Below are 25,656 nucleotides of genomic sequence, written 5' to 3' on the forward strand. Positions count from 1 at the left end.
AGGCGGGTTTGTTGATTTTAAAAGGGCTTTAAAGCTACTTTTAAACGATCGATCTGTAAAAATGTCTTGGTTAGTAAAACAATGATCCCAGCTAGTTTAATATTGTTTAGTGGTTTAAATAGCGATACAAAAAAGATAATTTCAAAAAGTTAGCTATTACATAAATTTATCGTAAACCTCTTTTTATTGCGTTAAATATTAAAAAGGTTTTAAAAATATGACGTTAATGAGGTTATTTATCACTAATTTGTGTTTTTTTTACCACCATTTTAATTTACACGTTACACTTTCATAAAAATGTCATACTTAGTCATAATAATGAAAACTAATTCGATAGCGTAAGAGATAAATTGGAATGTCACGTAAAGTACTAGTCGTAGATGACGAAGCTCCTATCAGGGAGATGCTGGTTTTTGTTTTAGAGCAAAATGGATTTCAGGCGATTGAAGCAGAAGATTATGACTCTGCAATTGCAGCTATGGTTGAACCTTATCCAGACATGGTTTTACTTGATTGGATGTTGCCAGGTGGCAGCGGTATTCAAATTGCGAAAAAGTTTAAGCAAAATGAACATACCCGCCAAATCCCAATTATTATGCTTACAGCCCGTGGCGAAGAAGAAGACAAAGTACGCGGTCTTGAAGTAGGGGCTGACGATTACGTCACTAAGCCGTTTTCTCCTAAAGAGCTTATGGCGCGTATTAAAGCAGTTATTCGCCGTGTATCGCCAACCTCATTAGAGGAAGCTATTGAAGTACATGGCCTGCGCTTAGATCCTATTTCTCACCGTGTTACCTCTGAAGGTAACGAGCTTGATATGGGGCCAACCGAATTTAGATTGCTACACTTTTTTATGACCCACCCAGAGCGTGTTTATAGCCGTGAACAACTGCTTGATCATGTATGGGGAACTAACGTTTACGTCGAAGATCGTACGGTTGATGTGCATATTCGTCGCCTGCGTAAAGCAATTGGCCCACTTGGACATGACCGTTTGGTGCAAACTGTACGTGGTGCTGGGTATCGTTTTTCAAGTAAGCTGTAATGCCAAATTGCATAAATATTTGAACAATTTAACGAGTTAAATAACTCTATAACGTTGTTAAAAATTTTATTTAGAACACAACTAGAAATAAAATTCTTGCTTAGTTATAGCGCAATTTCCTTATCGTTAAATAGACCCCATTTATAAGCCAGTTGGTATAACGTGCGTGTGTATTACTACTCTAAGGTAAAGTGAGTGTATGTATCGAGTTGTTAATAAGCAGGCGTTAGTAAAACGTCTGTTTATCTATTTTTTACCTTTACTATTAATTGGTGTGCTGGTTGGCGCGCCATTTTTGCTTTTATTTTTAGGATCTTTTTCCCTCCTTATTTGGCACTATCATCAGCTTTATCGCTTGAGCGATTGGCTACTTAATCAACGCAGCTTTAATCCACCCGAGGGCGAAGGTGCGTGGGAACAAGTATTCGAAGGAATTTATCATCTACAGCACCGCAATCGTAAAAAGCGTAATGAGCTTGCTGATTTAATTCGTCGCTTTCGCGATGGGGCAGAAGCTGTACCTGATGCTGTTGTGGTACTGCAAAATGATTTAAGTATTGTGTGGTGTAATCAACTAGCACTTAAGGTGCTTGGCCTGCAGTGGCCAACTGATCACGGTCAGCGCCTTGATAACTTAATTCGCGAACCTAAGTTTGCTAAATACATGCACAAAGGTGAATTTGATGATGCCCTTGAGCTTGATAATGGGCATGCGGTTGAGCAAGTACTTGAATTTAGGGTTATGCCATATGCAAGTACACAGCTAATGGTCGTTGTGCGTGATGTAACACGTTTAAAGCAGCTTGAACAAATGCGAAAAGACTTTGTAGCCAATGTATCACATGAACTACGTACGCCGCTTACAGTGGTATCTGGCTATCTTGAAATGATGGATGGCGATATGATGCCGCCGCCAGCAATGTGGGGCAAGGCACAAAAAACGATGCTTGAGCAATGTAAGCGCATGGATAGCTTGGTTAGCCAGTTATTATCACTTTCGCGAATAGAAGGTGCTAGGCGTCAAGATAACGATAAAGCAATTAATGTTCCGAAGTTGCTTGGTTACATTCAAACCGAAGCACAATCAATTAATCAGGATAAAGGTCATGAACTTGTTTTTGATATTGATGCGACTTTAGATATTAAAGGCTCTGAGGATGAACTACGTAGCGCGTTTTCTAATCTCGTTTTTAACGCTATTCATTACACCAAAGCTGGCGGCAAAGTACAGGTATGCTGGCAGCATAAAGGTGATCGTGCTTGTTTTAGTGTTACCGATAACGGTGATGGTATTGCGCCAGAGCATATTAATCGTTTGACGGAGCGCTTCTATCGGGTAGATAAAGCACGAAGCAGAACAACAGGGGGATCGGGTTTAGGCCTTGCGATCACAAAACATGTACTAACGCGCCACGATAGCAAATTAAATATTCGCAGTGAAATAGGCAAAGGTTCATGTTTTTCTTTTGATTTTTCGATCGATAAGATAGTTCCGTTGGCTAAGTAATTATACTAGGGCGTGCTGATATTTAGTGGTTGAGTTTGCAGTAGTATGTTTGGTTTTTAGGCAAGCCAGAGCCTATGTAGTGTGGTTATTCCCCATAAATAGGCGATAACGCAGCATAAATACCAAACATGCGCTGCCCAAAGGGTTCTTTCTAGGGAGGATTAACGCTTAGTTGCTCGGTTTTTACTTAGCTCACTAGGTTATAAACCTCGCGCCGCGATTTAATCGCCCCTAGATTGAACAAATTTCAATCCACAAAGAACAACATGCCCTAATACTAATTCGCAATAATACTTAATCAATTTGAGGGATTAAACCTGGTGCTAGCTGCGTTAAAAATTTCTTATATATAACAACTAAATAACGAATTTTTTGCCTTGTTATCAACACAACTTTCTTATCTCAAAGTAGAACAACGAATTAAGCGAATTGGTATAAAAAGCAAAGTCATAAAAGTGTCACTTAATAGCAATCTAACTGTCATCTACTCACTTTAGAGTGGGCAACAGTTAGTAAATGAGACGAACAAACCGGGGAACCCGACATGAAATTTAAAAATTTAGTTGCCGCAATGGGTGTGGCTGTTACAACTTTCGTATCTGCGCAAGCAGTTGCACTAGATAAAAACATTCCTGAATATCAAAAAATTAGTGGTGTTTCAGGCAACTTTTCATCGGTAGGTTCTGATACTTTAGCCAACATGATGACGTTTTGGGCTGAAGAGTACAAACGTATTTACCCAAATGTAAATATCCAAATTCAGGCCGCAGGTTCTTCTACTGCACCACCTGCATTGACTGAAGGTACAGCTAACTTAGGCCCAATGAGCCGAAAAATGAAATCAAAAGAAATCGAAGCGTTCGAAAAACGTTACGGTTATAAACCAACAGAAGTGCGCGTTGCTATTGATGCGCTAGCGGTTTATGTTCATAAAGATAACCCAATTGAAGGTCTTCGTATTGACCAAGTAGATGCTATTTTTTCATCGACTCGTAAATGTGGAGCACCAGAGCAAGTTAACCGCTGGAGTGAAGTTGGCCTAACTGGTAGCTGGGCAGCAAGAGATATTCAACTTTACGGACGTAACTCGGTATCAGGTACTTACGGTTACTTTAAAAAGAAAGCATTGTGTAAAGGTGACTTTCGTAACAACGTAAATGAACAACCAGGCTCTGCATCGGTAGTACAGTCAATTTCATCATCATTGAATGCAATTGGTTACTCAGGCATTGGTTACAAAACGTCGGGTGTACGTACTGTTCCATTGGCTAAAAAAGGCAGTAATTTTGTTGATGCGACTCTTGATAACGTTGCTCAAGGTAAATACCCGCTATCTCGTTTCTTATACGTTTACGTGAATAAACACCCAAATAAACCATTAGCGCCTATCGAAGCACAATTTTTAAAAATGGTGCTTTCGCAAGATGGTCAACAAATTGTAGAAAAAGATGGTTATGTACCACTTTCGGCAAAGCTCGTAGAAGTAGAGCTTAAAAAGCTAGGTTTAAATTAATAAACTATAAGCAATAAAAAAACCGCTCATTGAGCGGTTTTTTTTGTGCCTAAAATTAAGGGCCTGAAAGATAAACAGCTCCAAGTATTTTAAACGCTTATATACCACCTAATCTTTCGGCTTGTACTTTACACTGATTGTAGCTTTCAACACATTTTCCAGAGCATACTTGTTGCTTTAAGCCTTCGCCACTTGACTGCTGTTCACAGGTAGTTTCACATTGATAGTTTTGTTGAGCACACTGGTTAAGTTCAGGGCTTTGTATTTGGTTTTGACAACCAGCTAAAAATGCAAAAGTAAGGGCAACTACGCTTGTTTTTATTAAATTGTGCATGTTTAATCCTTAAAAATGGAGTCGCAATAATATTAAATTTCGACCTGAATATTGTCGATTAATCTAACATTACCAAAATAGGCAGCAGCTAAAATAACAAACTTGGTGTCTTTGAGTGTAGCAGTTTTTAATGTATCTTGTTGAGCTATCTCAAAATAGTCTGGCTTTAGACCAGCTTGCTCTAAGCTCTGTTTAGCTAAGCTTTCAAGTTTTACGAAGTCTTTCTCGCCACTTTTTAGCTGTTCTGCGCATGTATTAAGCGTTTTAAATAATACGGTTGCAGTCGTTTTTTGCGCTTCAGATAAATAACCATTACGTGAACTCATAGCAAGGCCAGAAACTTCTCGCATTGTAGGGACACCAATCACTTCAACCGGAATTGATAAGTCGCGTGCCATGGTTTTAATGACTTGCAGCTGTTGAAAATCTTTTTCACCAAAGCAGGCATAATCAGGTTGTACTAGATTAAACAACTTAGTAACGATTGTTGCAACGCCTCTAAAGTGCCCTGGGCGTGAACCACCGCAATAGCCTAATGAAATGTCAGGCACATCGACAAAGCTTTGCGCACCAAGTCCGTTAGGATAGATTGTTTCTACGCTTGGAGTAAATACAATATCGGTTTCAAGCTCAGCAAGACCTTGTTTGTCTTCGTTAAGTGTACGAGGGTAGTTATCTAAATCTTCGTTAGCACCAAACTGCATAGGGTTTACGAAAATGCTCACAACCACTTTGTCGGCCAGTGTTTTTGCTTTTTCGACTAGCGAAAAATGCCCTCGGTGTAAGTTTCCCATGGTTGGTACTAATGCCACGCTAAGACCTGCTTGTCGCCATGCTTTAATTTGGCTGCGTAATGATTTTATTTCAGTGATTGACTGCATTATTTAAACTCGTGTTCAGCGCAAGGAAATGCACCGCTTTTAACGTCTGTACAATATTTTTGAACGGCTGCAGGCATATTGCCTGTTTCGAGCAAAAAGTTTTTAGAAAATTTAGGAATATACCCAGCTGAAATACCGACTAGATCGTGCATTACCAGTATTTGGCCGTCAGTTAGGCTACCAGCACCAATACCAATAGTTGGGATGCTTAGAGCGTCTGTAATGCGTTTTGCCAATGCACTAGGAATACATTCAAGTACTAATAATTGTGCGCCAGCAGCTTCTAGTGCTTTTGCGTCATCAATCATTTTTTGTGCTTTGTCTTCTTCGCGACCTTGTATTTTAAAACCACCAAATACATGCACTGACTGCGGTGTAAGGCCTAAATGCCCGCAAACTGGAATACCTTGTTGAGTAAGTGTTTTAATACTCTCGTAAAGCCATTCTCCGCCTTCAAGCTTAATCATGTTTGCGCCAGCGCGCATAAGCTCAGCTGCATTTTTACAGGTATCACTTACGCTTGAATAGGTCATGAAAGGCAGGTCGGCAATTACAAATAATTCACGACTACCAGCGCGCACACAACGTGTATGGTATGCGATATCTTGATTGGTTACGCCAAGCGTGTCATCGCCACCTTGAAGTACCATGCCCAAAGAGTCGCCCACTAAAATAACTTCAACGCCGTTATCATGAAATAACTTTGCAAAACTGGCGTCGTATGCCGTTAACGCAGTAATTTTGTTATTCTCTGCTTTCATTTTATTTAAAGTAGAAACAGTTATTTTAGACATAATATTCCTCGCAGGCTGAGCCTAGGTTAATTACAGAGGTAATTGTTGTAAGTCGTTGAGCGGTAAATTTTTTGCAATGGTTTTTAATGCAACGCCGCTAGGTAAAATAAGTTCAGGTGTAAGCTCTAATAGTGGATACACTACAAACTCGCGATTATTCAAACCATAATGAGGCACTGTTAAGCGCTGTGTATTTATGATTTGATCATCAAATAATAGGGTGTCTATATCAAGAGTGCGTGGCCCCCAACGCTCTGCTTTTCTAACTCGACCGTGCTCAAGCTCTATACTTTGTGTTAAATCAAGTAATTGCTCTGGCTCAAGGCTTGTTTTAATACATGCAACGGCATTTATGTAGTCGGGTTGATCTTGTGGACCCATAGGTTTACTGGCGTAATAATGCGATACGCTCATAAATTCACAGTGAGGCAACTTTTTAAGCGCAATAACGGCGTTATCAAGCTGCTCTTTTGGTGAGTTTAGATTTGCACCTAAACCCAAATAAACACAATGCATGGTATTACTCAGCAGGCTTTTTAGGTGCACGACGGCGTGTGCGCTTTCGTGGTTTAGGACCGCCAGGGTGACCTAGGTTCTTAACCATCTCTTTTTGGCCGTTAATGTCTTGGCCTAGATACTGTGTCCACCATTGTGCTAATTCGGTGTGCTGTGTTTCACCTGCATCAACACGTAATAACAAAAAGTCATAAGCGGCTTTAAAGCGAGGCTGTTGCGTTAGTCTGTAAGCGCGTTGCCCTGCTCGTTTATCTAAACGGTGCTGAATATGCCAAATGTCGCGAGCACCTAGTGTAAAGCGTTTTGGAACTGCAATGTGCTGAGCGCTATCGCTCAATACTTTATTCATTGCTTGAGCAAAAGCATCGTATTCAACGAGTTGCTCTTGTTCTTGAATTTCTTTAGTTCGTGCTAATAATGGAAACCAAAGTAGCGCTGCAAAAATAAATGCAGGTGTTACTTTTTTATCGGCATTTATACGTTCATCGGTGTTTTGAAACATTTGCTGAACAAGTGTGTGCTCTAGCCCACCAGGCTTTTTATTTAAAATGCTATCAAGGTCTGGAAATAGCGATTTAAATAAACCGTATTTACGCAGCATTAAAAAGTTAGCTTCAGCTTTACCGTTTAAAAACAGTTTAAGTACTTCTTCAAACAAGCGAGCTGGCGGAATGTTATCAAGCAAACTTGCTAGTTCTGTAATTGGTTTTTCGCTTTTCGGTGCGATGCTCATATCAAGTTTAGTGGCAAAACGCACTGCACGTAACATACGAACAGGGTCTTCACGGTAGCGAGTTTCTGGGTCACCAATGAGCTCAATTTGTTTAGCTTTAATTGCAGCTAAGCCGTTTGCGTAATCATGAATACTAAAATCATTGATTGAGTAATAAAGTGCATTGATTGAAAAGTCGCGGCGCTCTGCATCTTCTTCAATACTGCCAAATACGTTATCACGTAGTAATTGACCTTGATCGCTCGATTGGCTTATTTGGTTTTTATCTTCTGGCGCTTCGTGATGTCCGCGCATCGTTGCGACTTCTATAATTTCACGACCAAATACGATATGTGCTAAGCGAAAGCGACGACCAATTAAGCGACAGTTTCTAAAAAGTTTCTTTACTTGATCTGGCGTTGCATTGGTTACTACATCAAAATCTTTTGGTTGTTGGCCCAACAATATATCGCGAATGCAACCACCAACTAGGTAGGCGTCGTAACCACCATCTTTTAAACGGTACAGTACTTTGATTGCATTTGGGCTAAATTGTTTGCGCGAAATACCATGCTCACCACGAGTGACAACAATAGGTTCACTGCTTACCGAAGCGCTTTTTGCACTGGTATTCGGGCCGATTATTTGTCGGCAAAATTGAAAAAGCTTGGAAATAATAGTCTGTCTCCTAGAAGGTGTTGATTGACTTGTCATCGCAATCAAAAATTACAGCAAATAGGGAAGTTATAACCCAGTACAAGCTGTTTAACGTAAATAGCATATATTTAGGCGGCTATCATATACCAGCAGGGTTTAAAAATTAAGTTGATGTGTTGAAATTAAGCCGTTTTTAGCGATTTTTATTTACTTAGTTGAGTAAATTGGATGGCTTGACTCGTCGGATGCTGAGAAATCTGTATTTCGGGAACGTGTGGCACCTGTTTTAAGCTAAAGTTTTTAACTCCCCAAGCGACTAATTGTTCAATATTTAAATCGATTAGATCAGCAATTACAGGTAGTCCTAAAAACTCAAATGCACTGATTAATGCAGGTTTTGGATTGTTTTTACTAATTGCGGGTGCATAATTTTGTTTAGACAGTTTAAAGCCAGGTTTGGCAACCGCTAAAGGTAAATGAGCAAATTCAGGTACAGGGCTGTTGAGTTGTTTAAACAAACTAATTTGCCGAGCAGTAGGTTCAATTAAATCTGCACCTCTTACAATTCGATTAATCCCTTGATCAATATCATCAACAACCACTACAAGCTGATAAGCAAATAAACCATCGCTACGTTTAATTAAGTAATCTTCATGGGCAAGGGGACTATTTACCGTTATATCACCTTGGATTAAGTCACTAAATTGAGTCGTTGGATGTTGTTGAACTAAGCGAAGTGCACCGGATTCAGTGCTGTGATCAAGTACTTTGCAATGCCCCTGATAAATACCACCAATGGTTTTTATTTGTTTGCGAGTACAGGTGCAACCATAAATAAGCTTTTGTTTTAAAAGTGAGTGGGTAATATCTTGATATAAAGGCAAGCGCTGTGTTTGATAAACAACCGGTTCGTCCCAGTAAAGGGCATAAGCGTGTAAGGTATTTAGAATATCGGAGTCGGCATTTTTTACAACGCGCGTAGTGTCTATATCTTCGATACGGACTAACCATTTACCTTTGTTTGCTTTTGCATCAAGGTAACTACCCACAGCCGCCACAAGTGAGCCAAAATGTAATGGCCCAGAAGGAGACGGTGCAAAACGACCGCGATATTTACGCACTGGCGCAGTAACGGCTGTAGGAGACATAACTAATTAATAGAGGTTAATTAGCCGCGTCCAGATTGTTTTTCTTTGATTTCTGCAAGTGTTTTACAGTCTACGCATAAATCGGCAGTAGGACGCGCTTCTAAGCGGCGTATGCCAATTTCGATGCCACAAGACTCACAAAAGCCAAAATCATCTTCTTTAATCAGGTTAATTGTTTTTTCAATTTTTTTGATTAATTTACGTTCGCGGTCACGAGTACGAAGTTCTAAAGAGAACTCTTCTTCTTGTGCAGCGCGGTCAACTGGGTCAGGAAAGTTAGCAGCTTCGTCTTGCATGTGCGATTTAGTACGGTCGACTTCATTGCGTAAATCATTACGCCAAGCTTCTAAAATCGCTCTAAAATGTGCACGTTGTGCATCATTCATGTACTCTTCACCTGGTTTTTCTTGGTATGGTTCTAAACCGGCTTGAGCCAATAAACCATGTTTCTTTTGGTCTGGCATAACTCTCTCCTAAATCCTTAATTTAATGCCTCAGCATTAGCCGGCGGTATAAATAACAGAATCTTATACCCTAGGCAAATTTATTTTTAATTAATCGAATTAGCTTCAACCATGTTCACTGATCAAAAAGTGTATTAATAGTCTATTTACACTTTTATTAATTCATGTATTCGCTCTTTAAAACTTGCCTAGTTATGTGGGCTAAAGTTTTAAAAACAAGCTGATTTGTACAATTTAACAAGGACTATTTTCGAGTCTTTGTCATTTCAACAGTAAGACTAGTTTAATTGTTTGTATTTATACATTATTTTACAAATGCTATTTTTTTATGAAGCAAAACCTCATTTGCTGAAATCTTTGCTTTGTATGCTAATACTTCAACCCCCGCCACAATTGCTTGGCTTAATAGCATGGCGTACTTTTCATCAATATGCGCAGCTGCACTTACTGTATTTATTCCTTCATGCAAAACAGCAAACAGTAATACTGCTCGGTGACCTTGTTCGATCATTTCTATTAGTTCGCGAATATGTTTTTGTCCGCGCAGTGTTTGCGCATCTGGGAAGTAGCCTTGCCCACTTTGTGGTGCATCTTGGCTTAGTAATGTGACTGATTTAACTTCTACGTAGCAATCAGGTTTATTTTCGTCTGTGAGTAAAAAGTCTATGCGGCTATTTTCACTGCCGTACTTTACTTCGCTTTGCAATTGACTGTAGTCGAGTAGCTCGCTTATCACATTATTGTTTATTGCTTCTTCTACTACTTTATTGGCCACCGCTGTATTTACACAAATAAGCTGCGATAAATTATTTTGCGTCAGCTCTAATGAATGTGGGTATTTTCGTTTTGCGTTATCGCTCGTTGAATAAAAAGCAGTAAAACCCGGCTCTGCGCATCCGGTCATTTTACCTGTATTAGCACAATGGGCGGTAAATTCGCTGCCATCACTTAATTGTAGGTCGGCTAAAAAACGTTTGTAGCGCTTTAATAAGGTGGCAGGTTGCAGAGTTGGCGTGTACTTCATGATAAATTCCAAAGCGTAAATACTGCACAGCAGTGTGGTTTATGTTATTTATCTCAAGCTGTTGGGAACTTAAGCGCTCTATAGTAAACTCGGTGGCACATTTAAGTGCAAGGGTATTCTAACATGAGTGAAAAATTTGTTGTTCAACTAAGCGAACAAGCAGCAGCGAGTCATTGGGGCGATAATGCGTCATTGTCTTTTAACGAGCGCGGTGCAACTGTTCATTTATCTGAGCAAGACACATTAAAAAATGTTCAAAAAGCAGGCCGTACTATTGCAAGCCAAGGCGTTAAAAACGTTGAACTAGCAGGCGATACCTGGTGTACAGAAAGTCAGTGGGCTTTTTATCAAGGTTTTGTAACACCAAAATCGTTAAACGGTGTTGAGTTTGTTGATAACGCACAATCAGATATTAAAGAACTTGCTCACTTAAAAACGTCAGCAATTTGGGCTCGTGAAATGGTTAACGGCACTGCCGATGACATTTATCCTGAAAGCCTTGCAGAAAAAGCGGCTGAGTTTATTCAATCATTAGCGCCTGAGCATGTAAGTTACCAAATTATTAAAGGTGATGCCTTACTAGAGCAACAATGGATTGGTATCCATGCTGTTGGTCGTGGCAGTGAACGCCCACCAGTATTGCTTGAGCTTGATTACAACCCAACAGGCGATGAAAATGCACCAGTAAGTGCTGCGCTTGTAGGTAAAGGTATTACGTTTGACTCAGGTGGTTACTCAATTAAATCAAGCGAAGGTATGCTTGGTATGAAGTGCGACATGGGCGGTGCTGCAACAGTAACAGCAGGTTTAGCATTGGCTATTAACCGTGGTATTGAAAAGCGCATTAAACTGTTTTTATGTTGTGCTGAGAACTTAATTTCGGGCCATGCATACAAATTAGGTGACATTCTTACTTATAAAAATGGCACGACAGTTGAAATTGTAAACACTGATGCTGAAGGTCGCTTAGTACTTGCTGATGGCTTAATGGCAGCAGGAGAGACTGGCGCTCCACTTATCATTGATGCAGCAACACTAACTGGAGCAGCGCTTGTTGCTGTTGGCCAAGAGTACAATGCTTTATTTGCACTTGATAAAGAACTTGCACGCGAAGTTGAAAGTTTTGCATCTCAAGAAATGGAAGCTGCTTGGCCACTGCCTCTTGAAAAATGGCATCAACAAAACTGCCCGTCTCCTTATGCTGATACGGCAAATAGCCGTGCACAAAAGGGTGGCGGTTACGGCGGTGCATCAAATGCGGCTGGCTTCTTATCACGCTTTGTGCCAAACGACGGCAAAGGTTGGGTACACATAGATTTAGCCGCTGCGTTTAACATGGGCAGCACAAGCCAGTGGGCAGCGGGTGCAACTACTCAAGGTATGCGTACAGTTGCGCGAACTTTACTAGAAAAAGCATAGTATTTACTAAATTTATGCTTTTTATACTTTGAATGAATAGGCACCACTTGGTGCCTATTTTTTTGTACGTGAAGCAAGCAATTTTATTTCATTTGCGGTAAAATCCGTCGCCAATACCTGTTTGAGTTTAATTTATGCTTAACTCTAAGCTGCGCTCAAGCGTTATATCCACCACTGGGGTTTCTAATTATGTCAGATAAGTGCTACATCACAGCTCAACAACTGCTTGAAGATTCGTTCCGCGTAGCGGCACAAGTATACCAAGATGGCTTTCGTCCTGATTTTATTATTGGTATTTGGCGAGGTGGTGCACCGATCGGTATTGCTGTTCAAGAATATTACGATTACAAAGGCATTGAGACTGACCACATTGCAGTACGTACTTCGTCTTATTACGGTATTGGTAAACAATCGAAAGAAATTAAAGTACATGGTTTACATTACATAGTTGAAAACGCGAATGCAGGCGATTCATTATTAATTGTTGATGATGTATTTGATTCTGGTCGTAGTATTGTTGCATTAAAAGAAAAACTTTCAGAGCTTATGCGTTTAAACTTGCCACGTGATATTCGTATCGCATGCCCATATTACAAACCAAAAAACTCAAAAGTAGATACAGTGCCAGATTACTATATTCATGAGTCTGAAGAGTGGTTGGTGTTTCCGCATGAACTATCGGGTTTAACACCAGATGAAATTATTGCAGGTAAATCTGACCTTGCAAAAATACATGATATTTTGCTAGAAAAGTAAGATTCATAAGTAATACCAACCTGCATAAATCTTTGATCAATTTAACGAATTAAATTGCACTATAACGTCGTAAAAATTTTTTATTTAGAACAAATAGATACAAAAATTTTTGCCTAGTTCTAGCGTAATTTACTTAACGTTAAATAGACCCCATATATAAGCAGATTGGTATAAAAAGATAAAATAAATACGCCGTTCATTTTAAATGAACGGCGTATTTATTTCTGGCAATTAGCTATTAATACGAAAGTTTGCCTTTGCTCTTAGAATATTAAAGAGTTCTAAGTTAGAGTTCAGGTTTAGCTAAATCGTCAGAATCACCTAAGCCAAGAGTAAGTTCTTCAAGAAGTTGCTTAATCTCTTCTGATGACAAAATAAAGTCAGCATCTAGTTTTACAGCCATATCTTCTTTTGGGATATCCGCATTTTCTTCTTTTAATGTTTCTGAGTAACTTAAGCGCTTAATAGAGCCATCATTTTGTAGCATGAACTTAACGCGTTCTTGCCAATCTAGAGCAAGTTTGGTTACGCGTTTGCCACTTTCAAGATGTGATTTAACTTCGTCACACGACAAGTCATGACCTTTAAGCTTTACCTGTGCTCCGCTGTCATCTGCTTCTTCAAGCTCTGCGTCTGAGCCTATAGCAAAGCCTTCCGGTGTACTAAAGTTAGTTAACCAATCAGTTAAAAATACATCCAAGTCGTAGTTTGCAAATGCAGGTACTACTGGTAGCGTACCAAGTGATTTACGAAGCAATGCAAGTAGCTCTTCGGCTTTATTAAAGCTGCCACTATTAACAACTACCCAGCCATTTTCTTGGTCGATAAATGCAAATTGTAAGCTCGATTTTTTAAATGCTTGAGGTAGAAGAGCATGAAGAATGTTTTCTTTTAATTCGTCTTTTTCTTTTTTCTTAACTGGACGGTTTTCTTCAGCTTCAATTAAGTCAATTTTTTCAGCGACAAGTTCATTAATAACTGATGCTGGTAGTACCTTTTCTTCACGTTTAGCGCAGACTAAAATACTTTTTTGAGAAAAATGCGATAGTGTTTCACCGTGCTTTCCAAATGCTTTTGTCCAACCAAATGTAGAAAGCTCCTGGCCTGTACATGGACGAAATAAATCTTGCTCTAATGCTTTGTCGAAATCTTCTTGCGTGTATGAAACGTCTTGTTTAAAGCGATAACATATAAGGTTACTAAACCACATAGGGGTACTGATCCATTTGAAAAATTTGCACAATCATAACAATAAAATCACTATCTCGAAATGCTTGATTTTATTCCTGCCAATTTAATTCTGATTAAAAATAGGCAGGGGTTTAGGCATGTTTTTAGGGAATTGTATATGGTAGTGCAAACCCTCACCTGGTTCGCTAATCGCTTCAATTGAACCACTTAAAGTTTGTTTTACTAAATTGAACATTATATGTGTACCAAGTCCACTACCGCCTTGATCTCGTTTTGTTGTGAAAAAAGGGTCAAACAGCTTTTTAAGTTGTTGCTCTGTAACACCGCTCCCATTATCTTTATAATCAATAGTTAAAAATGTTTCGTCGCTGGCTATTTTTATATCTATAATGCCGTTGTTTATATTTTCAAAACCATGAATTAGCGAGTTCATTATTAGGTTAGTGAAAATTTGGCTTATTGCCCCCGCAGGTAAATTTAAAACTAAGTCATCAGGACATTCTAGCTGAAGTTTATGAGATGTTTTTTTGAGCTTGGGATGAAGTGAACGGATCACCTCGTTCACGTAGTCTTTAAAATTGATCGTTCTTACTGCATCACTTGCCTGATCTACGGCTATTTGTTTAAAACTTGCAATTAGTTCTGAGGCTCTATCAAGGTTAGTTGTAAGCAAACTCGTACTTTGCTTTGCGTCATTAATGAACTCTTCAAGGGCTTTCGGCGAAAGCGTTTTTTCTTTATAGGCGGCTTCAAGCTGATTTAAGCGTTCTTGTAAAAACGAAATTGCAGTCACCCCAATTCCTATAGGGGTATTTATATCATGAGTTATCCCAGCAACGAGTCCCCCTAATGCAGCCATTTTTTCAGTGCCAAGTAAGCGCTCTTGTGCAAGACTTAATTCTTCAACATAGCGTTCTAGTTCAGTTTGTTTTGTTAGCAGCTCTTGCTCTGTACTTCTACGAAGATCAACTTCGTCAGTAAGTACAATTTTTTGTTTTTCTAATTCATATTTTTGCTGCTGTAGATCCATCATTGCTTGGCTTAAATTTGATGTTTTACGTGCTACATCTTGTTCTAATTGAATGTTATGTTGATCTAGCTTCTCATTACTAATAATGAGTTCTTTTTGTGCTTGCTCGAGCTCTAGACGGTATTGGACTACTTTATCTATTAATTTATTAAACGATTGTTCCATAACGTTGAGTTCATTATGTTCCTCCGTTTCGATTTCTATATGTTGCCCTTCAAGTTCGTCTAGTTCGAGGTTTTCTATTTGATCTGTTAGCTGAGATAAAGGGTCTGTGAGTAACTTTCTAAATGCCATTAGAAATAGAATGATTAAAAAAGTAGTTTTAATCATTGCGTTACCAATCAAAAAGTAGATTGAAACCATGATTCGACTAAAAACGACTTCACGACTAGAAAATAACGTCACATCGCCAACTTGCGTTGCTCTGCCTGAAAACTCAAAAATAAGCGGAAAAGTATAACCAAACAAACCAGACTTAGAGTCCTCTAACATGACTTCTTCTTGTACTAGCTGTTGGCTGTAAAGTTTATGTATATCGAGAGAACGGCCGAGTTGCGAAATTACTTCACCACTATCATCACGGACAATAATACCTTCAATCATAGGAATAGCTAACAGACCTTCTGCAGTTGTTATGGTTTGCTTTATATTCAGCTCCCAAATAGCACGGGTTAGGCTTCGGCTGAAGGTTTTTTGTAAAGTAGTTAGCTCGTCTCTTATATAGTCCTTAGTGTTTACATATTCGGCAATAACTTGTCCGCAAGTGACCACAAAGGTAAGCAAAAAATAGACCGATAGCACACTGGTCAGCAACTTTTTAGAAAGGCTTTGTTGTAACATAAGTGATTTATGGTTCCTTGGGTTGAGTTAAATAACTGCGGTTTATATAAAAGCTAGTCAATAAAGGCGTAAAAATAAATAAAAATTAATTTTTACTTATTAAAAAGTGTTAAAAGTCGGAAGTGTATCTCAGATATTTAACTTTCCCCCCTTAGTTAAATAATGATTTCTGTTAATGTAATCAAAATTTATTTTCTGATTACATTGAGTCTTTAGCTTTATTTTACTTCGGCATGTTTGATTTTAAGCAAGGAATGCATAACCAGATCCCGACATTTTTACTAAGCGGTTAGGTTACAAACTTTGTACCTGATTAGCTACCGAAATGAGCATGTTTAGTTATGTAAGAACAATACGCCTAGTACTATAGTTTATCGTAGGGTGAAAATTTAAGAGTAAATAATTACCATTACTTTGTTTGCTTATAAAGAGACCGTGATAAGATAAAATAAAGTTGCTATGGATAGCTGTTTTTTAACAAATTTAATTATGCTTAATACAGTAGTAAATATTATGAATTTTTCTATTTTAGTATGTGATGACTCAACCGTGGCTCGTAAGCAAGTTATTCGATGTTTGCAGCAATGTCTTGATGCAGATATTCAGCAAGCAATAAATGGCGCACAAGCTATTGAGCTATTAAATACTCATAATTTTGATTTGTTATGTTTGGATTTAACTATGCCTGAAGTTGATGGAGTTCAAGTGCTTGAGTATATCAAAGCTAATAAAATAGAGTGTTTTGTGCTCGTCATATCGGCAGATATTCAAGACAAAATGAAGTTACGAGTTACTCAATTAGGCGCTATCGACTTTATAAATAAACCAATAGATAAAACCCGTATGAATAATATTTTGCATAAATTTGGCATTCATTAGGTTTTTTCATGTTCAAAAAGGCTGTTTTATCTTTTAATTTGGGGTTGACAGCATAGCCTTTGTTAAGGCAGTCTTAACCTATGAAAACAATTAATCGCGTACTGACCATTATTATTACAACCACCATTCTTACTGGATAGTGGCATAGGTCGGTGCAACAAATTTAAAGGCCTGTGTTCACTTAGAACACAGGCCTTTTTTCGTTTTATGGGATGAGGAACATAAACAATGCGCGTTTTAAAATTTGGAGGCTCGTCGCTTGCCGACTTTACTTGCCTTCAGCAGGTAGCTCAATTAGTTAAAGCACAGCTAAAAGATGAAATGTTATTGGTGCTTTCTGCTCCAGGTGGAATGACCGATTCATTAGTTGCGTTAGCAAGTGAGGCAGAGCAAGGCTTAGATTTTTCGCAGCAATGGCAAGCATTAGCTAGTCGTTGTGAAGGCTTAAAAGCTGGCGTTGAAAAAAGTGGCGTAGTAGTTACAAGCTGGCCAGACCTAAGGGAACTTAAAAATAAATTAGATGGCGTGTCGCTTATACAGTGTTGCCCTGATCAAGTTCGCGCATTTGTAATTAGTTTTGGAGAGCGCGTTAGTGTTTCTTTAATGCAGGCTTTATTGAACTCGCAAGATGCAAGATACTTAGAAGCAACAAGCTGTATAGCTTCAACGGGTGGTTACATTGATGCAGAAGCGGATTTAGTGGCAAGTAAAGCGCGCTTTCAAGCTGTGCTTAAAGAAAACCCTGCAACTATTTATATCATGCCTGGTTTTACGGCGAGTAATGATAAAGGTGAGCTTACAACGCTTGGCCGTAATGGTTCAGATTACTCAGCAGCTATTGCTGCGGCATGTTTAGAAGCTGAGATTTGCCAAATTTGGACTGACGTTGATGGCGTATATAGCGCTGATCCTCGTTATATTAAAAAAGCCACTAAAGTAGATTTTTTATCTTATAAAGAAGCGATGGAGCTTTCTTACTTTGGTGCAAAAGTACTTCACCCTAAAACAATCTTACCGTGTGCTAAAGCAGGCGTGCCATGTGAAATTAAAAATACGCATAACCCAGACGCACAAGGCTCATTAATTGGTAACGATTATTCATCTGATGAGCCCGTAAAAGCGCTTTCTAGCTTACAAGACCTTGCAATGTTAACTGTTTCAGGCCCTGGCATGAAAGGTAAAGTAGGCATGGCGTCTAAGGTATTTAACGCGCTTGCTCACGATAACGTATCAATTGTATTGATCACGCAATCATCATGTGAATTTAGCATTAGTTTTTGTGTGCACGAAACAGACTTAGCACTTGCACTCGATGCGCTACAAACAGCATTTGAGCTTGAATTACAAGCAGGGCTTATTGAGCCTGTACAAGTGCAGCGCAATTTAGCCATTGTTACTTTAGTGGGCGATAACATGCGCGCACACCGTGGTTTAGCAGCTAAATTTTTTGCATCGCTTGCACAAGCGCAAGTAAATATTGTGGCAATTGCACAGGATTCTACAGAAAGTGCTATTTCTGCGGTAATTGATGGTGAGTTATGTAATGACGCCGTAAAAATATGCCATGAAAACTTTTTCACACATGTGCCGTCAATTGATGTGTTTTTACTAGGTTGTGGCTTAGTAGGGCAAGAGCTTATTAATCAGCTTGAACGTCAACAAGCTTGGCTTGAAAAGCGTAATATTAAACTCAACTTGTACGGTGTTGCTAACTCTCGTCAATTACACCTTGATAACGAAGGCATTGCTTTTAGTGATTGGCAGCAAAAATTAGCCTCATCTGAGCAAGCATTTGATTTAAAGTTAGTAGAGCAATTTGTTAAGCAAAACCACTTAGTGAATCCGGTATTAGTAGATTGTACATCTTCAGATGCACTTGCTGCGCAGTATGTAGACTTTTTAAATGCAGGCTTTCATGTAGTTGCTGCCAATAAAAAAGCGACAACAAGCTCATACACGTATTACCAAGATTTAATTGCGGCAACACAAAAGAATAATCGTAAATTTTTATACGAAACAAATGTTGGTGCAGGCTTACCAGTTATCGATAACTTGCAGTCATTATTTGGTGCCGGTGATGAGTTATTAGAGTTTAGCGGTATTTTATCAGGCTCACTTTCGTATATGTTTGGCGCACTTCAAGATGGTTTATCACTTTCTGAGGCAACTATTAAAGCCAAAGAAAGCGGTTTTACTGAGCCAGACCCTCGTGATGATTTATCGGGTACCGATGTAGCACGTAAGTTATTGATCATTGCTCGCGAAGCCGGCATGAAGTTGGAGCTAAGCGATATTGAAGTTGAGTCAGTATTACCACAAGGTTTTGCACAAGGTGATAGCGTTGATGAGTTTATGGCAAAACTACCAAGCCTAGATGCTGATTTTAATGACCGCATTCAAAGTGCTGCGAGCGAAGGTAAGGTACTTCGTTATGTAGGTACAATTAAAGAAGGTCACTGTAAAGTAGGTATTGAGGCTGTTGATGAAAAACATGCCCTTAATGTAATTCGCGATGGCGAAAACGCGCTGGCTATTTTAAGCCAATACTACCAGCCACGTCCGTTTGTAATTCGTGGTTATGGTGCAGGCTCTGAAGTAACAGCAGCGGGTGTATTTGCTGATATTTTAAAAACGTTATCGCGCTAGGAGCTCGTTATGATTGAAGTATATGCTCCGGCGTCTATTGGTAATTTTGCAGTGGGTTTTGATGCACTTGGCGCAGCGCTTGCGCCAATTGATGGCAGTTTATTAGGCGATGTAGCCATTGTAAGTGCAGCACCAAGTGACGAATTTATTTGCACTGGCGACTACGCTCACAAGTTACCAAGTGATGCTAATGAAAATTTAGCGTACCAGTGTTTAGTGCATTTTAGAGCGCATGTTGCGCCTAATATGCCAAGCGTAAAGCTCGAGCTTAAAAAGAATTTACCAATTGGATCTGGGCTTGGCTCTAGTGCATGTTCGGTAGTGGCTACCTTTGCAGCTCTTGATAAGTTTGCACAAACTAACTTAAGTCAGGTTGAGCTTATTGAGCTTATGGCTGACTTTGAAGCTGTGGTAAGCGGCGGTCGTCATTACGACAACATCACGCCATGCTATTTAGGTGGTTTGCAATTAACAGGTGATTTAATCCCTGATAAATCGATTGCACTGCCTGTTGATGATAATTGGTACTACGTTGCTGCGTTCCCTGGTTTTTCACTCAACACTGCAAAAGCGCGCTCGGTTTTACCAAAAGAGTTGAGCATGCATGCAAGTGTTGAGTTTGCACAGCGTTTATCGGCATTTAGTAGCTTACTGTTAACTAACCGTTTTGACGATGCGCTAAGCATAATGAAAGATGAAATAGCAGAACCTTACCGCGCACCGCTTATTAAAGGTTTTAGTGAAGCTAAAGGAAGCTTGCCAGCGCTGGGCGCTGAAATAGTGAGTATTTCGGGCGCAGGACCCACCTTGTTTAGTGTATGTAAAACACTTGAAGCTGCGCAGCAATGCGCACAGTGGTTAGAGGCAAATTACATTAACAAGCAAGGCTTTTGCCACATTTGTAAATTAGATAACGACGGCACGCGTCAATTAACAGTTTTATAGGATAGGTAGTCATGCAATTACATAATTTAAAAGATAGCTCACAAAAAGTGTCGTTCGTTGAAGCCGTAAAAACAGGTTTGGGTCGTAATCAAGGTGTGTTTTTTCCTGAAACCCTTGCCCCACTGTCCGATGTTGATGCATTGCTTGATATGGACTTTGTTACACGCAGTGGCAAAATATTATCTCACCTAATTGGTGATGAGCTACCAAGCGACACTGTGGCACAAATGGTTAAAAATGCATTTAACTTTCCAGTTAAGCTGGTGGAGGTTGAAGAGAATACATACTGCTTAGAGTTGTTTCATGGTCCTACGCTTGCGTTTAAAGACTTTGGTGGTCGCTTTATGGCAGAGTGTTTAGCGCAATTTAATAAAGATGAAAAAGTAACTATTTTAACCGCAACATCGGGCGATACTGGTGCAGCCGTTGCACATGCTTTTTATAATAAGCCAAATATTGATGTTGTAATTTTATATCCTAAAGGCAAAATTTCACTTGCTCAGCAAAAGCTATTTACCACGCTAGGTAACAATATTCATTGTTACGCAGTTGAGGGCAGTTTTGATGATTGCCAAGAGTTGGTTAAAAATGCCTTTTTAGATGAAGAAGTTAAATCAACACTTGGGCTTAATTCTGCTAATTCAATTAATATTAGCCGTTTAGTTGCTCAGGTTTGTTATTACTTTGAGGCCATTGCACAACTACCAAAAGAAAAACGCGCAACAGCGCATATATCAGTGCCAAGTGGCAACTTTGGTAATGTATGTGCTGCAATGATTGGTGCGGTTATTGGCTTACCTGTAGGTAAATTAAGTGCAACAACCAACCAAAATGATACTGTGCCGCGCTTTATGCTTGATAAAACGTGGACGCCAAACGCAACACTTGAGTCGCTTTCAAATGCAATGGATGTAAGTAAGCCAAACAACTGGCCGCGTGTGCAAACAATGTTAGATAATAACTGGTTTAGCTACGATAACTTTTATTCAACTAGCGTAAACGAGCAAGACACGCAATCGGTGATGAAAAAAATTCAACAAACGGGTTATGTTGCAGAGCCTCATACTGCTATTGCGTACCAAGGTCTTGTTGAAAATCGAGCGCCTGGTGCAGCGGGTATCTTTTTAGCGACCGCTCACCCTGCTAAGTTTAAAGAAAGCGTGGAGGATATTTTAAATATTGAATTGGATATGCCAAAACCACTTAGCGATGCATTAGCAAAACCATGTCTAGCAAGCGATATAAACGCCGATTACGACGCATTACGTACAGAAATACTTGCAAAGCTAGGATAATAAAAAATAACAATTGAAGCGGCTATGGCCGCTTTTTTTATAAATTATAATTCAAAAAAGAGAGGCTTTCATTAGCTAATTAAATGTGAAAAATGAAATGCATTTAAAATAGTTATGTACTTATTAAAAAATATCATCTTAAAAAGTCTGTGAAATAGTTTCAATCCCTGTTTAAATATCCTCAACTTAAGAGCGTAGGCAAAGAGTCGTTTAAAGCGTACAATAAAGCCTCTAAAAAACACCATACACGTTGCCCTAGGAGACCCCAATGTTAGAACGTAGCATGAATATTTCGGATTTTGATCCAGAGTTATTTGACGCAATCACTAAAGAAACTGCTCGCCAAGAAGAGCACATTGAACTAATTGCATCTGAAAACTACTGTAGCCCACGTGTACTAGAAGCACAGGGTTCACAGCTTACTAACAAATACGCAGAAGGTTACCCAGGCAAACGTTATTATGGCGGTTGTGAGCATGTAGATGTTGTTGAGCAATTAGCAATTGACCGTGCTAACGAATTATTTGGTTCTGACTACGCAAACGTACAGCCACATGCTGGTTCGCAAGCAAACGCTGCTGTTTTTCTAGCGCTATTAGAAGCAGGCGATACTGTATTAGGTATGAGCTTAGCTCATGGTGGTCACTTAACTCACGGTTCTCACGTAAGCTTCTCTGGTAAGCTTTACAATGCAATCCAATACGGACTAGATGAAGCAACGGGCGAAATTGATTACGCACAAGTTGAAGCACTAGCACTTGAGCACAAACCAAAAATGATTATTGGTGGTTTCTCAGCGTACTCAGGTATTGTTGATTGGGCTAAATTCCGTGAAATTGCTGACAAAGTAGGTGCTTACCTGTTTGTTGATATGGCTCACGTTGCAGGTTTAATTGCGGCAGGGGTTTACCCAAGCCCAGTTCCTCATGCACATGTTGTAACTACAACTACGCATAAAACACTTGCTGGTCCTCGTGGTGGTTTAATTATTTCTGCATGTGGCGACGAAGCAATCTATAAAAAGCTTAACAGCGCAGTTTTCCCTGGTGGCCAAGGTGGCCCTTTATGTCACGTTATTGCAGCAAAAGCAGTGGCATTTAAAGAAGCGCTTCAGCCAGAATTTAAAGTATACCAAACACAAGTTGTTAAAAACGCAAAAGCAATGGTTGCTGTAATGCAAGAGCGCGGCTACAAAATCGTATCTGACAAAACTGAAAACCACTTATTCCTACTCGATTTAATCGATAAAGATATTACTGGTAAAGATGCAGACGCAGCCCTTGGTAACGCTAACATCACAGTTAATAAAAACTCAGTGCCAAACGATCCACGTTCTCCGTTTGTAACATCTGGTTTGCGTATTGGTTCTCCTGCAATCACTCGTCGTGGTTTCAAAGAAGAAGAATCAAAAGAGCTTGCTGGATGGATTTGTGACGTACTAGATAACATCACTGATGAATCTGTACAGGCGCAAGTTAAAGAAAAAGTTAAAGCAATTTGTGCAAAATTACCTGTATACGCTTAATTGCATAAGCAGCAGTAATTTAGAGCACAACAGGCCCTATTTTTTTGCTAAGATAAAAGACCGCTATTTAGCGGTCTTTTTTGTTTTAAAACGGAAGTACCGAGCTATGCATTGTCCATTTTGTACCGCAAAAGATACTAAAGTTATTGACTCACGCCTTGTTGGTGGAGGCCATCAAGTTCGCAGGCGGCGTGAGTGCAACGACTGCCACGAGCGCTTTACTACATTTGAGGGCGCTGAACTGGTTATGCCTCGTGTTATTAAACAAGACGGCAGCCGCGAACCATTTAACGAAGATAAATTATTAAATGGCTTAAATCGCGCACTCGAAAAACGCCCAGTAAGCACAGAGCAAGTAGACGAAGTAGTGAATATAATAAAATCGCAGTTGCGTGCTACAGGCGAGCGAGAAATTTCAAGCCACTTGGTGGGTGAATGCATTATGGAAGCCCTCAAGAAGCTCGATAAAGTAGCGTATGTAAGATTTGCCTCTGTTTATCGCTCGTTTGAAGACATACGTGAATTTGGCGAAGAAATTGCCCGCTTAGGGGAGTAATACCAATTTTATTAAAAATATGATCATTCTATCGCATTAAATAGCGCACTCACTGCGTTAAAAATTATTCATATAGAACAACTATATGTCATAATTTTCGCCTTGTTATTGCGCTATTTTCTTAGCGCTATAATGGACCACTTATTTAACGCAATTGGTATAATAAATGCTTAACCAAATTACTTTTACTGAACATGATGAAATGTATATGGCACGTGCCATAGAACTTGCCAAAAAAGGCCGGTTTACTACCACGCCTAACCCTAATGTTGGCTGTGTATTAGTTAAAAATAATCAAATAATTGGTGAGGGTTTTCATCAATTAGCAGGTCAAGGTCATGCTGAAGTAAATGCACTGGCAATCGCTGGAAAAAATGCACAAGGTGCAACGGCTTATGTAACGCTTGAACCGTGTAGTCATTATGGGCGTACGCCACCGTGCGCTGAAGGCTTAAAAAAGGCGGGCGTAGTAAAAGTAATTGCCGCTATGGTTGATACAAACCCACAAGTTGCAGGCAAAGGCCTTAAAATATTGAGCGACGCCGGTATTGACGTTGCTTATGGGTTACTTGAATCACAAGCGCGGGCACTTAATGTTGGCTTTTTTAAGCGTATGGAACAAGGCTTACCTTATGTGACCTGTAAAATGGCAGCAAGTATTGATGGTAAAACAGCGCTTAAAAATGGGCAAAGTAAGTGGATCACAAGTCCTGCTGCTCGACAAGACGTACAATTATACCGAGCGAAAAGCTGCGCTATTTTAACCGGTGCCGATACCGTGTTAGTCGATGATGCTAAACTTAATGTGCGACTAAGTGAGCTGTCTTGCACACTGCCTACTGATTTGCCGCTTCGCCAGCCCGTGCGTGTTATAATTGACTCTCAAAACCGTTTAACACCTGATCTTGCTTTATTTGAAATCCAAAGTGATGTAATTATATTTACCATTAAGGTTGATAAATCATTGCAATGGCCGCATTTTGTAAAGCATATTGAAGTCAGTGAAAGTAACGGTAAAGTTGATTTACAAGCCGTTTTAGAAAAACTTGGGCAACTGCAGTTTAATAATGTTTGGCTTGAAGCTGGCGCAACACTTGCTGGTAAAATGACAGAGCTTAATTTAGTTGACGAGTTTGTTTTTTATTTAGCGCCTAAACTAATGGGCCATGATGCAAAAAGTTTAGTTAATTTTCCTGAATTGACGAGTATGCAAAACACCGTTGATTTAACATTTAATGAATGTGCGCGCATTGGTGACGACTTACGTATCACCGCGTTAAAAACTCATTAAAATCACTTAATAAAAAGAGTAGCGCTATGTTTACTGGGATAATAGAAGCCACAGGCAAAATTGCTTTATTACAAAAAAAACAAGGCGACTTAGCCATTCGTATCCAAAGTGCTGACCTTGATATGAAAGACGTAAAGCTAGGCGACAGCATTGCAACCAATGGCGTTTGCTTAACCGTAGTTGATAAACATATTGACGGTTTTAGTGCTGATTTATCTAACGAGACGATTGGTTTAACCGGTTTTGCTCACTATGCTTTAGGGCAAACGGTGAATCTTGAAAAAGCCATGCAACCTGTTTCGCGTTTAGGCGGTCATTTAGTATCTGGCCATGTTGATGGCATTGCAACGATTACAAGTATTACAGCAAACGCCAGAGCAACAGAGTATTGGCTTACAACTGACGAAAATTTAATGAAATACATTCCGTACAAAGGTTCGGTATGTATTGATGGTATAAGCCTGACAGTAAACGCTGTAGAAGGTAATAAATTCAAATTAACAATTGTCCCACACACGAGTGAGCAAACCACAATTGCTCATTTTAAAGTAGGTACCCAAGTTAATTTAGAAGTCGATCAAATTGCACGTTATTTAGAGCGCCTTATAAAAGGTGCAGAGCAACCAACGGGCTCTGATATTTCGATGAGCTTACTCGCTAAAGCGGGTTTTATTAAATAACGAAACTG

Annotated in this window: 23 protein-coding genes; 13 read left to right on the plus strand and 10 right to left on the minus strand. The window is 39.4% G+C overall.

The window, feature by feature from the left end; genetic code table 11:
* Nucleotides 1-355: 355 nt before the first annotated feature.
* The 3 genes from phoB to NRL14_RS12055 all read left to right on the plus strand — a co-directional run bounded on the left by phoB (nt 356) and on the right by NRL14_RS12055 (nt 4,065).
* Nucleotides 356-1,045 carry a phosphate regulon transcriptional regulator PhoB gene (phoB, locus tag NRL14_RS12045; protein ID WP_006791869.1) on the plus strand — a complete coding sequence of 230 codons (690 nt, stop codon included), beginning with the start codon at nt 356-358 and terminating at the stop codon, nt 1,043-1,045.
* A gap of 199 nt (nt 1,046-1,244) precedes the next feature.
* The gene (gene phoR, locus NRL14_RS12050) at nt 1,245-2,552 is read left to right on the plus strand and encodes a phosphate regulon sensor histidine kinase PhoR (RefSeq protein WP_033041152.1); all 1,308 of its coding nucleotides are present in this window, start codon (nt 1,245-1,247) and stop codon (nt 2,550-2,552) included.
* A gap of 544 nt (nt 2,553-3,096) precedes the next feature.
* Nucleotides 3,097-4,065: a PstS family phosphate ABC transporter substrate-binding protein gene (locus NRL14_RS12055; RefSeq protein WP_007377489.1), complete on the plus strand. Its 969-nt coding sequence runs from the start codon at nt 3,097-3,099 to the stop codon at nt 4,063-4,065.
* Nucleotides 4,066-4,162: 97 nt separating this feature from the next.
* Here the strand turns inward: NRL14_RS12055 and NRL14_RS12060 are convergent, their stop codons facing one another.
* The 8 genes from NRL14_RS12060 to sfsA form a co-directional block, all read right to left on the minus strand.
* Nucleotides 4,163-4,399 carry a hypothetical protein gene (locus NRL14_RS12060; protein ID WP_149606437.1) on the minus strand — a complete coding sequence of 79 codons (237 nt, stop codon included), beginning with the start codon at nt 4,397-4,399 and terminating at the stop codon, nt 4,163-4,165.
* Between the two features lie 32 nt (nt 4,400-4,431).
* A complete protein-coding gene (panC, locus tag NRL14_RS12065; RefSeq protein WP_149606436.1) occupies nt 4,432-5,280 on the minus strand; it encodes a pantoate--beta-alanine ligase in 849 nt (282 codons plus the stop codon).
* Nucleotides 5,280-6,074 (minus strand): 3-methyl-2-oxobutanoate hydroxymethyltransferase, encoded by a 795-nt coding sequence (gene panB, locus NRL14_RS12070; RefSeq protein WP_008137984.1) that lies wholly within the window; start codon nt 6,072-6,074, stop codon nt 5,280-5,282. The genes panC and panB overlap by 1 nt, the downstream gene beginning before the upstream one ends.
* Nucleotides 6,075-6,104: 30 nt before the next feature.
* The gene (gene folK / locus NRL14_RS12075; RefSeq protein ID WP_007377485.1) at nt 6,105-6,590 is read right to left on the minus strand and encodes a 2-amino-4-hydroxy-6-hydroxymethyldihydropteridine diphosphokinase; all 486 of its coding nucleotides are present in this window, start codon (nt 6,588-6,590) and stop codon (nt 6,105-6,107) included.
* 4 nt (nt 6,591-6,594) lie between these two features.
* Nucleotides 6,595-8,016 (minus strand): polynucleotide adenylyltransferase PcnB, encoded by a 1,422-nt coding sequence (gene pcnB, locus NRL14_RS12080; protein WP_007377484.1) that lies wholly within the window; start codon nt 8,014-8,016, stop codon nt 6,595-6,597.
* Between the two features lie 146 nt (nt 8,017-8,162).
* Nucleotides 8,163-9,107: a tRNA glutamyl-Q(34) synthetase GluQRS gene (gene gluQRS / locus NRL14_RS12085; protein ID WP_007377482.1), complete on the minus strand. Its 945-nt coding sequence runs from the start codon at nt 9,105-9,107 to the stop codon at nt 8,163-8,165.
* Nucleotides 9,108-9,127: 20 nt separating this feature from the next.
* Nucleotides 9,128-9,571: an RNA polymerase-binding protein DksA gene (gene dksA, locus NRL14_RS12090; protein WP_007377481.1), complete on the minus strand. Its 444-nt coding sequence runs from the start codon at nt 9,569-9,571 to the stop codon at nt 9,128-9,130.
* Nucleotides 9,572-9,875: 304 nt separating this feature from the next.
* Nucleotides 9,876-10,595, minus strand: coding sequence for a DNA/RNA nuclease SfsA (gene sfsA / locus NRL14_RS12095; RefSeq protein ID WP_007377480.1), 720 nt, complete (start codon nt 10,593-10,595; stop codon nt 9,876-9,878).
* Between the two features lie 123 nt (nt 10,596-10,718).
* Between sfsA and pepB the strand changes: the two genes are divergently transcribed.
* Together pepB and NRL14_RS12105 are read left to right on the plus strand one after the other, a co-directional pair.
* Entirely contained in the window at nt 10,719-12,014 is a 1,296-nt protein-coding gene (gene pepB / locus NRL14_RS12100; RefSeq protein ID WP_007377479.1) for an aminopeptidase PepB, read from the plus strand.
* A gap of 189 nt (nt 12,015-12,203) precedes the next feature.
* Nucleotides 12,204-12,770, plus strand: a complete 567-nt coding sequence (locus tag NRL14_RS12105; RefSeq protein WP_007377478.1) for a phosphoribosyltransferase — start codon at nt 12,204-12,206, stop codon at nt 12,768-12,770.
* Nucleotides 12,771-13,056: 286 nt separating this feature from the next.
* On the opposite strand, the gene rdgC is transcribed toward NRL14_RS12105, so the two are convergent.
* Nucleotides 13,057-13,980 carry a recombination-associated protein RdgC gene (rdgC, locus tag NRL14_RS12110; RefSeq protein WP_007377477.1) on the minus strand — a complete coding sequence of 308 codons (924 nt, stop codon included), beginning with the start codon at nt 13,978-13,980 and terminating at the stop codon, nt 13,057-13,059.
* 84 nt (nt 13,981-14,064) lie between these two features.
* Complete coding sequence (locus NRL14_RS12115; RefSeq protein WP_007377476.1) at nt 14,065-15,831, minus strand: ATP-binding protein; 1,767 nt, start codon at nt 15,829-15,831, stop codon at nt 14,065-14,067.
* Between the two features lie 513 nt (nt 15,832-16,344).
* Here NRL14_RS12115 and NRL14_RS12120 point away from each other — a divergent pair.
* From NRL14_RS12120 to NRL14_RS12155, 8 genes are all read left to right on the plus strand, one after another.
* Complete coding sequence (locus NRL14_RS12120; protein ID WP_188085272.1) at nt 16,345-16,710, plus strand: response regulator; 366 nt, start codon at nt 16,345-16,347, stop codon at nt 16,708-16,710.
* Nucleotides 16,711-16,938: 228 nt separating this feature from the next.
* The gene (gene thrA / locus NRL14_RS12125; protein ID WP_033041208.1) at nt 16,939-19,356 is read left to right on the plus strand and encodes a bifunctional aspartate kinase/homoserine dehydrogenase I; all 2,418 of its coding nucleotides are present in this window, start codon (nt 16,939-16,941) and stop codon (nt 19,354-19,356) included.
* 9 nt (nt 19,357-19,365) lie between these two features.
* The gene (gene thrB, locus NRL14_RS12130; RefSeq protein WP_306724758.1) at nt 19,366-20,301 is read left to right on the plus strand and encodes a homoserine kinase; all 936 of its coding nucleotides are present in this window, start codon (nt 19,366-19,368) and stop codon (nt 20,299-20,301) included.
* An 11-nt stretch (nt 20,302-20,312) separates the two neighbouring features.
* Nucleotides 20,313-21,596, plus strand: a complete 1,284-nt coding sequence (thrC, locus tag NRL14_RS12135) for a threonine synthase (protein ID WP_033041212.1) — start codon at nt 20,313-20,315, stop codon at nt 21,594-21,596.
* Nucleotides 21,597-21,864: 268 nt separating this feature from the next.
* Nucleotides 21,865-23,121 carry a serine hydroxymethyltransferase gene (glyA, locus tag NRL14_RS12140; protein ID WP_008137971.1) on the plus strand — a complete coding sequence of 419 codons (1,257 nt, stop codon included), beginning with the start codon at nt 21,865-21,867 and terminating at the stop codon, nt 23,119-23,121.
* A gap of 106 nt (nt 23,122-23,227) precedes the next feature.
* Nucleotides 23,228-23,677, plus strand: coding sequence for a transcriptional regulator NrdR (nrdR, locus tag NRL14_RS12145; protein WP_002961761.1), 450 nt, complete (start codon nt 23,228-23,230; stop codon nt 23,675-23,677).
* A gap of 166 nt (nt 23,678-23,843) precedes the next feature.
* Nucleotides 23,844-24,968, plus strand: a complete 1,125-nt coding sequence (gene ribD / locus NRL14_RS12150; protein ID WP_306724759.1) for a bifunctional diaminohydroxyphosphoribosylaminopyrimidine deaminase/5-amino-6-(5-phosphoribosylamino)uracil reductase RibD — start codon at nt 23,844-23,846, stop codon at nt 24,966-24,968.
* A gap of 26 nt (nt 24,969-24,994) precedes the next feature.
* Entirely contained in the window at nt 24,995-25,648 is a 654-nt protein-coding gene (locus NRL14_RS12155) for a riboflavin synthase (protein WP_165727308.1), read from the plus strand.
* Nucleotides 25,649-25,656 lie beyond the last annotated feature (8 nt).

Source organism: Pseudoalteromonas sp. 20-92, from assembly GCF_030847595.1.
GTDB lineage: Bacteria > Pseudomonadota > Gammaproteobacteria > Enterobacterales > Alteromonadaceae > Pseudoalteromonas > Pseudoalteromonas fuliginea.

Coding starts and splice junctions, on each gene's coding strand:
- phoB (WP_006791869.1), top strand. CDS start 356: ATGTCACGTAAAGTACTAGTCGTAGATGACGAAGCTCCTATCAGGGAG.
- phoR (WP_033041152.1), top strand. CDS start 1,245: ATGTATCGAGTTGTTAATAAGCAGGCGTTAGTAAAACGTCTGTTTATC.
- NRL14_RS12055 (WP_007377489.1), top strand. CDS start 3,097: ATGAAATTTAAAAATTTAGTTGCCGCAATGGGTGTGGCTGTTACAACT.
- NRL14_RS12060 (WP_149606437.1), bottom strand. CDS start 4,399: ATGCACAATTTAATAAAAACAAGCGTAGTTGCCCTTACTTTTGCATTT.
- panC (WP_149606436.1), bottom strand. CDS start 5,280: ATGCAGTCAATCACTGAAATAAAATCATTACGCAGCCAAATTAAAGCA.
- panB (WP_008137984.1), bottom strand. CDS start 6,074: ATGTCTAAAATAACTGTTTCTACTTTAAATAAAATGAAAGCAGAGAAT.
- folK (WP_007377485.1), bottom strand. CDS start 6,590: ATGCATTGTGTTTATTTGGGTTTAGGTGCAAATCTAAACTCACCAAAA.
- pcnB (WP_007377484.1), bottom strand. CDS start 8,016: ATGACAAGTCAATCAACACCTTCTAGGAGACAGACTATTATTTCCAAG.
- gluQRS (WP_007377482.1), bottom strand. CDS start 9,107: ATGTCTCCTACAGCCGTTACTGCGCCAGTGCGTAAATATCGCGGTCGT.
- dksA (WP_007377481.1), bottom strand. CDS start 9,571: ATGCCAGACCAAAAGAAACATGGTTTATTGGCTCAAGCCGGTTTAGAA.
- sfsA (WP_007377480.1), bottom strand. CDS start 10,595: ATGAAGTACACGCCAACTCTGCAACCTGCCACCTTATTAAAGCGCTAC.
- pepB (WP_007377479.1), top strand. CDS start 10,719: ATGAGTGAAAAATTTGTTGTTCAACTAAGCGAACAAGCAGCAGCGAGT.
- NRL14_RS12105 (WP_007377478.1), top strand. CDS start 12,204: ATGTCAGATAAGTGCTACATCACAGCTCAACAACTGCTTGAAGATTCG.
- rdgC (WP_007377477.1), bottom strand. CDS start 13,980: ATGTGGTTTAGTAACCTTATATGTTATCGCTTTAAACAAGACGTTTCA.
- NRL14_RS12115 (WP_007377476.1), bottom strand. CDS start 15,831: ATGTTACAACAAAGCCTTTCTAAAAAGTTGCTGACCAGTGTGCTATCG.
- NRL14_RS12120 (WP_188085272.1), top strand. CDS start 16,345: ATGAATTTTTCTATTTTAGTATGTGATGACTCAACCGTGGCTCGTAAG.
- thrA (WP_033041208.1), top strand. CDS start 16,939: ATGCGCGTTTTAAAATTTGGAGGCTCGTCGCTTGCCGACTTTACTTGC.
- thrB (WP_306724758.1), top strand. CDS start 19,366: ATGATTGAAGTATATGCTCCGGCGTCTATTGGTAATTTTGCAGTGGGT.
- thrC (WP_033041212.1), top strand. CDS start 20,313: ATGCAATTACATAATTTAAAAGATAGCTCACAAAAAGTGTCGTTCGTT.
- glyA (WP_008137971.1), top strand. CDS start 21,865: ATGTTAGAACGTAGCATGAATATTTCGGATTTTGATCCAGAGTTATTT.
- nrdR (WP_002961761.1), top strand. CDS start 23,228: ATGCATTGTCCATTTTGTACCGCAAAAGATACTAAAGTTATTGACTCA.
- ribD (WP_306724759.1), top strand. CDS start 23,844: ATGCTTAACCAAATTACTTTTACTGAACATGATGAAATGTATATGGCA.
- NRL14_RS12155 (WP_165727308.1), top strand. CDS start 24,995: ATGTTTACTGGGATAATAGAAGCCACAGGCAAAATTGCTTTATTACAA.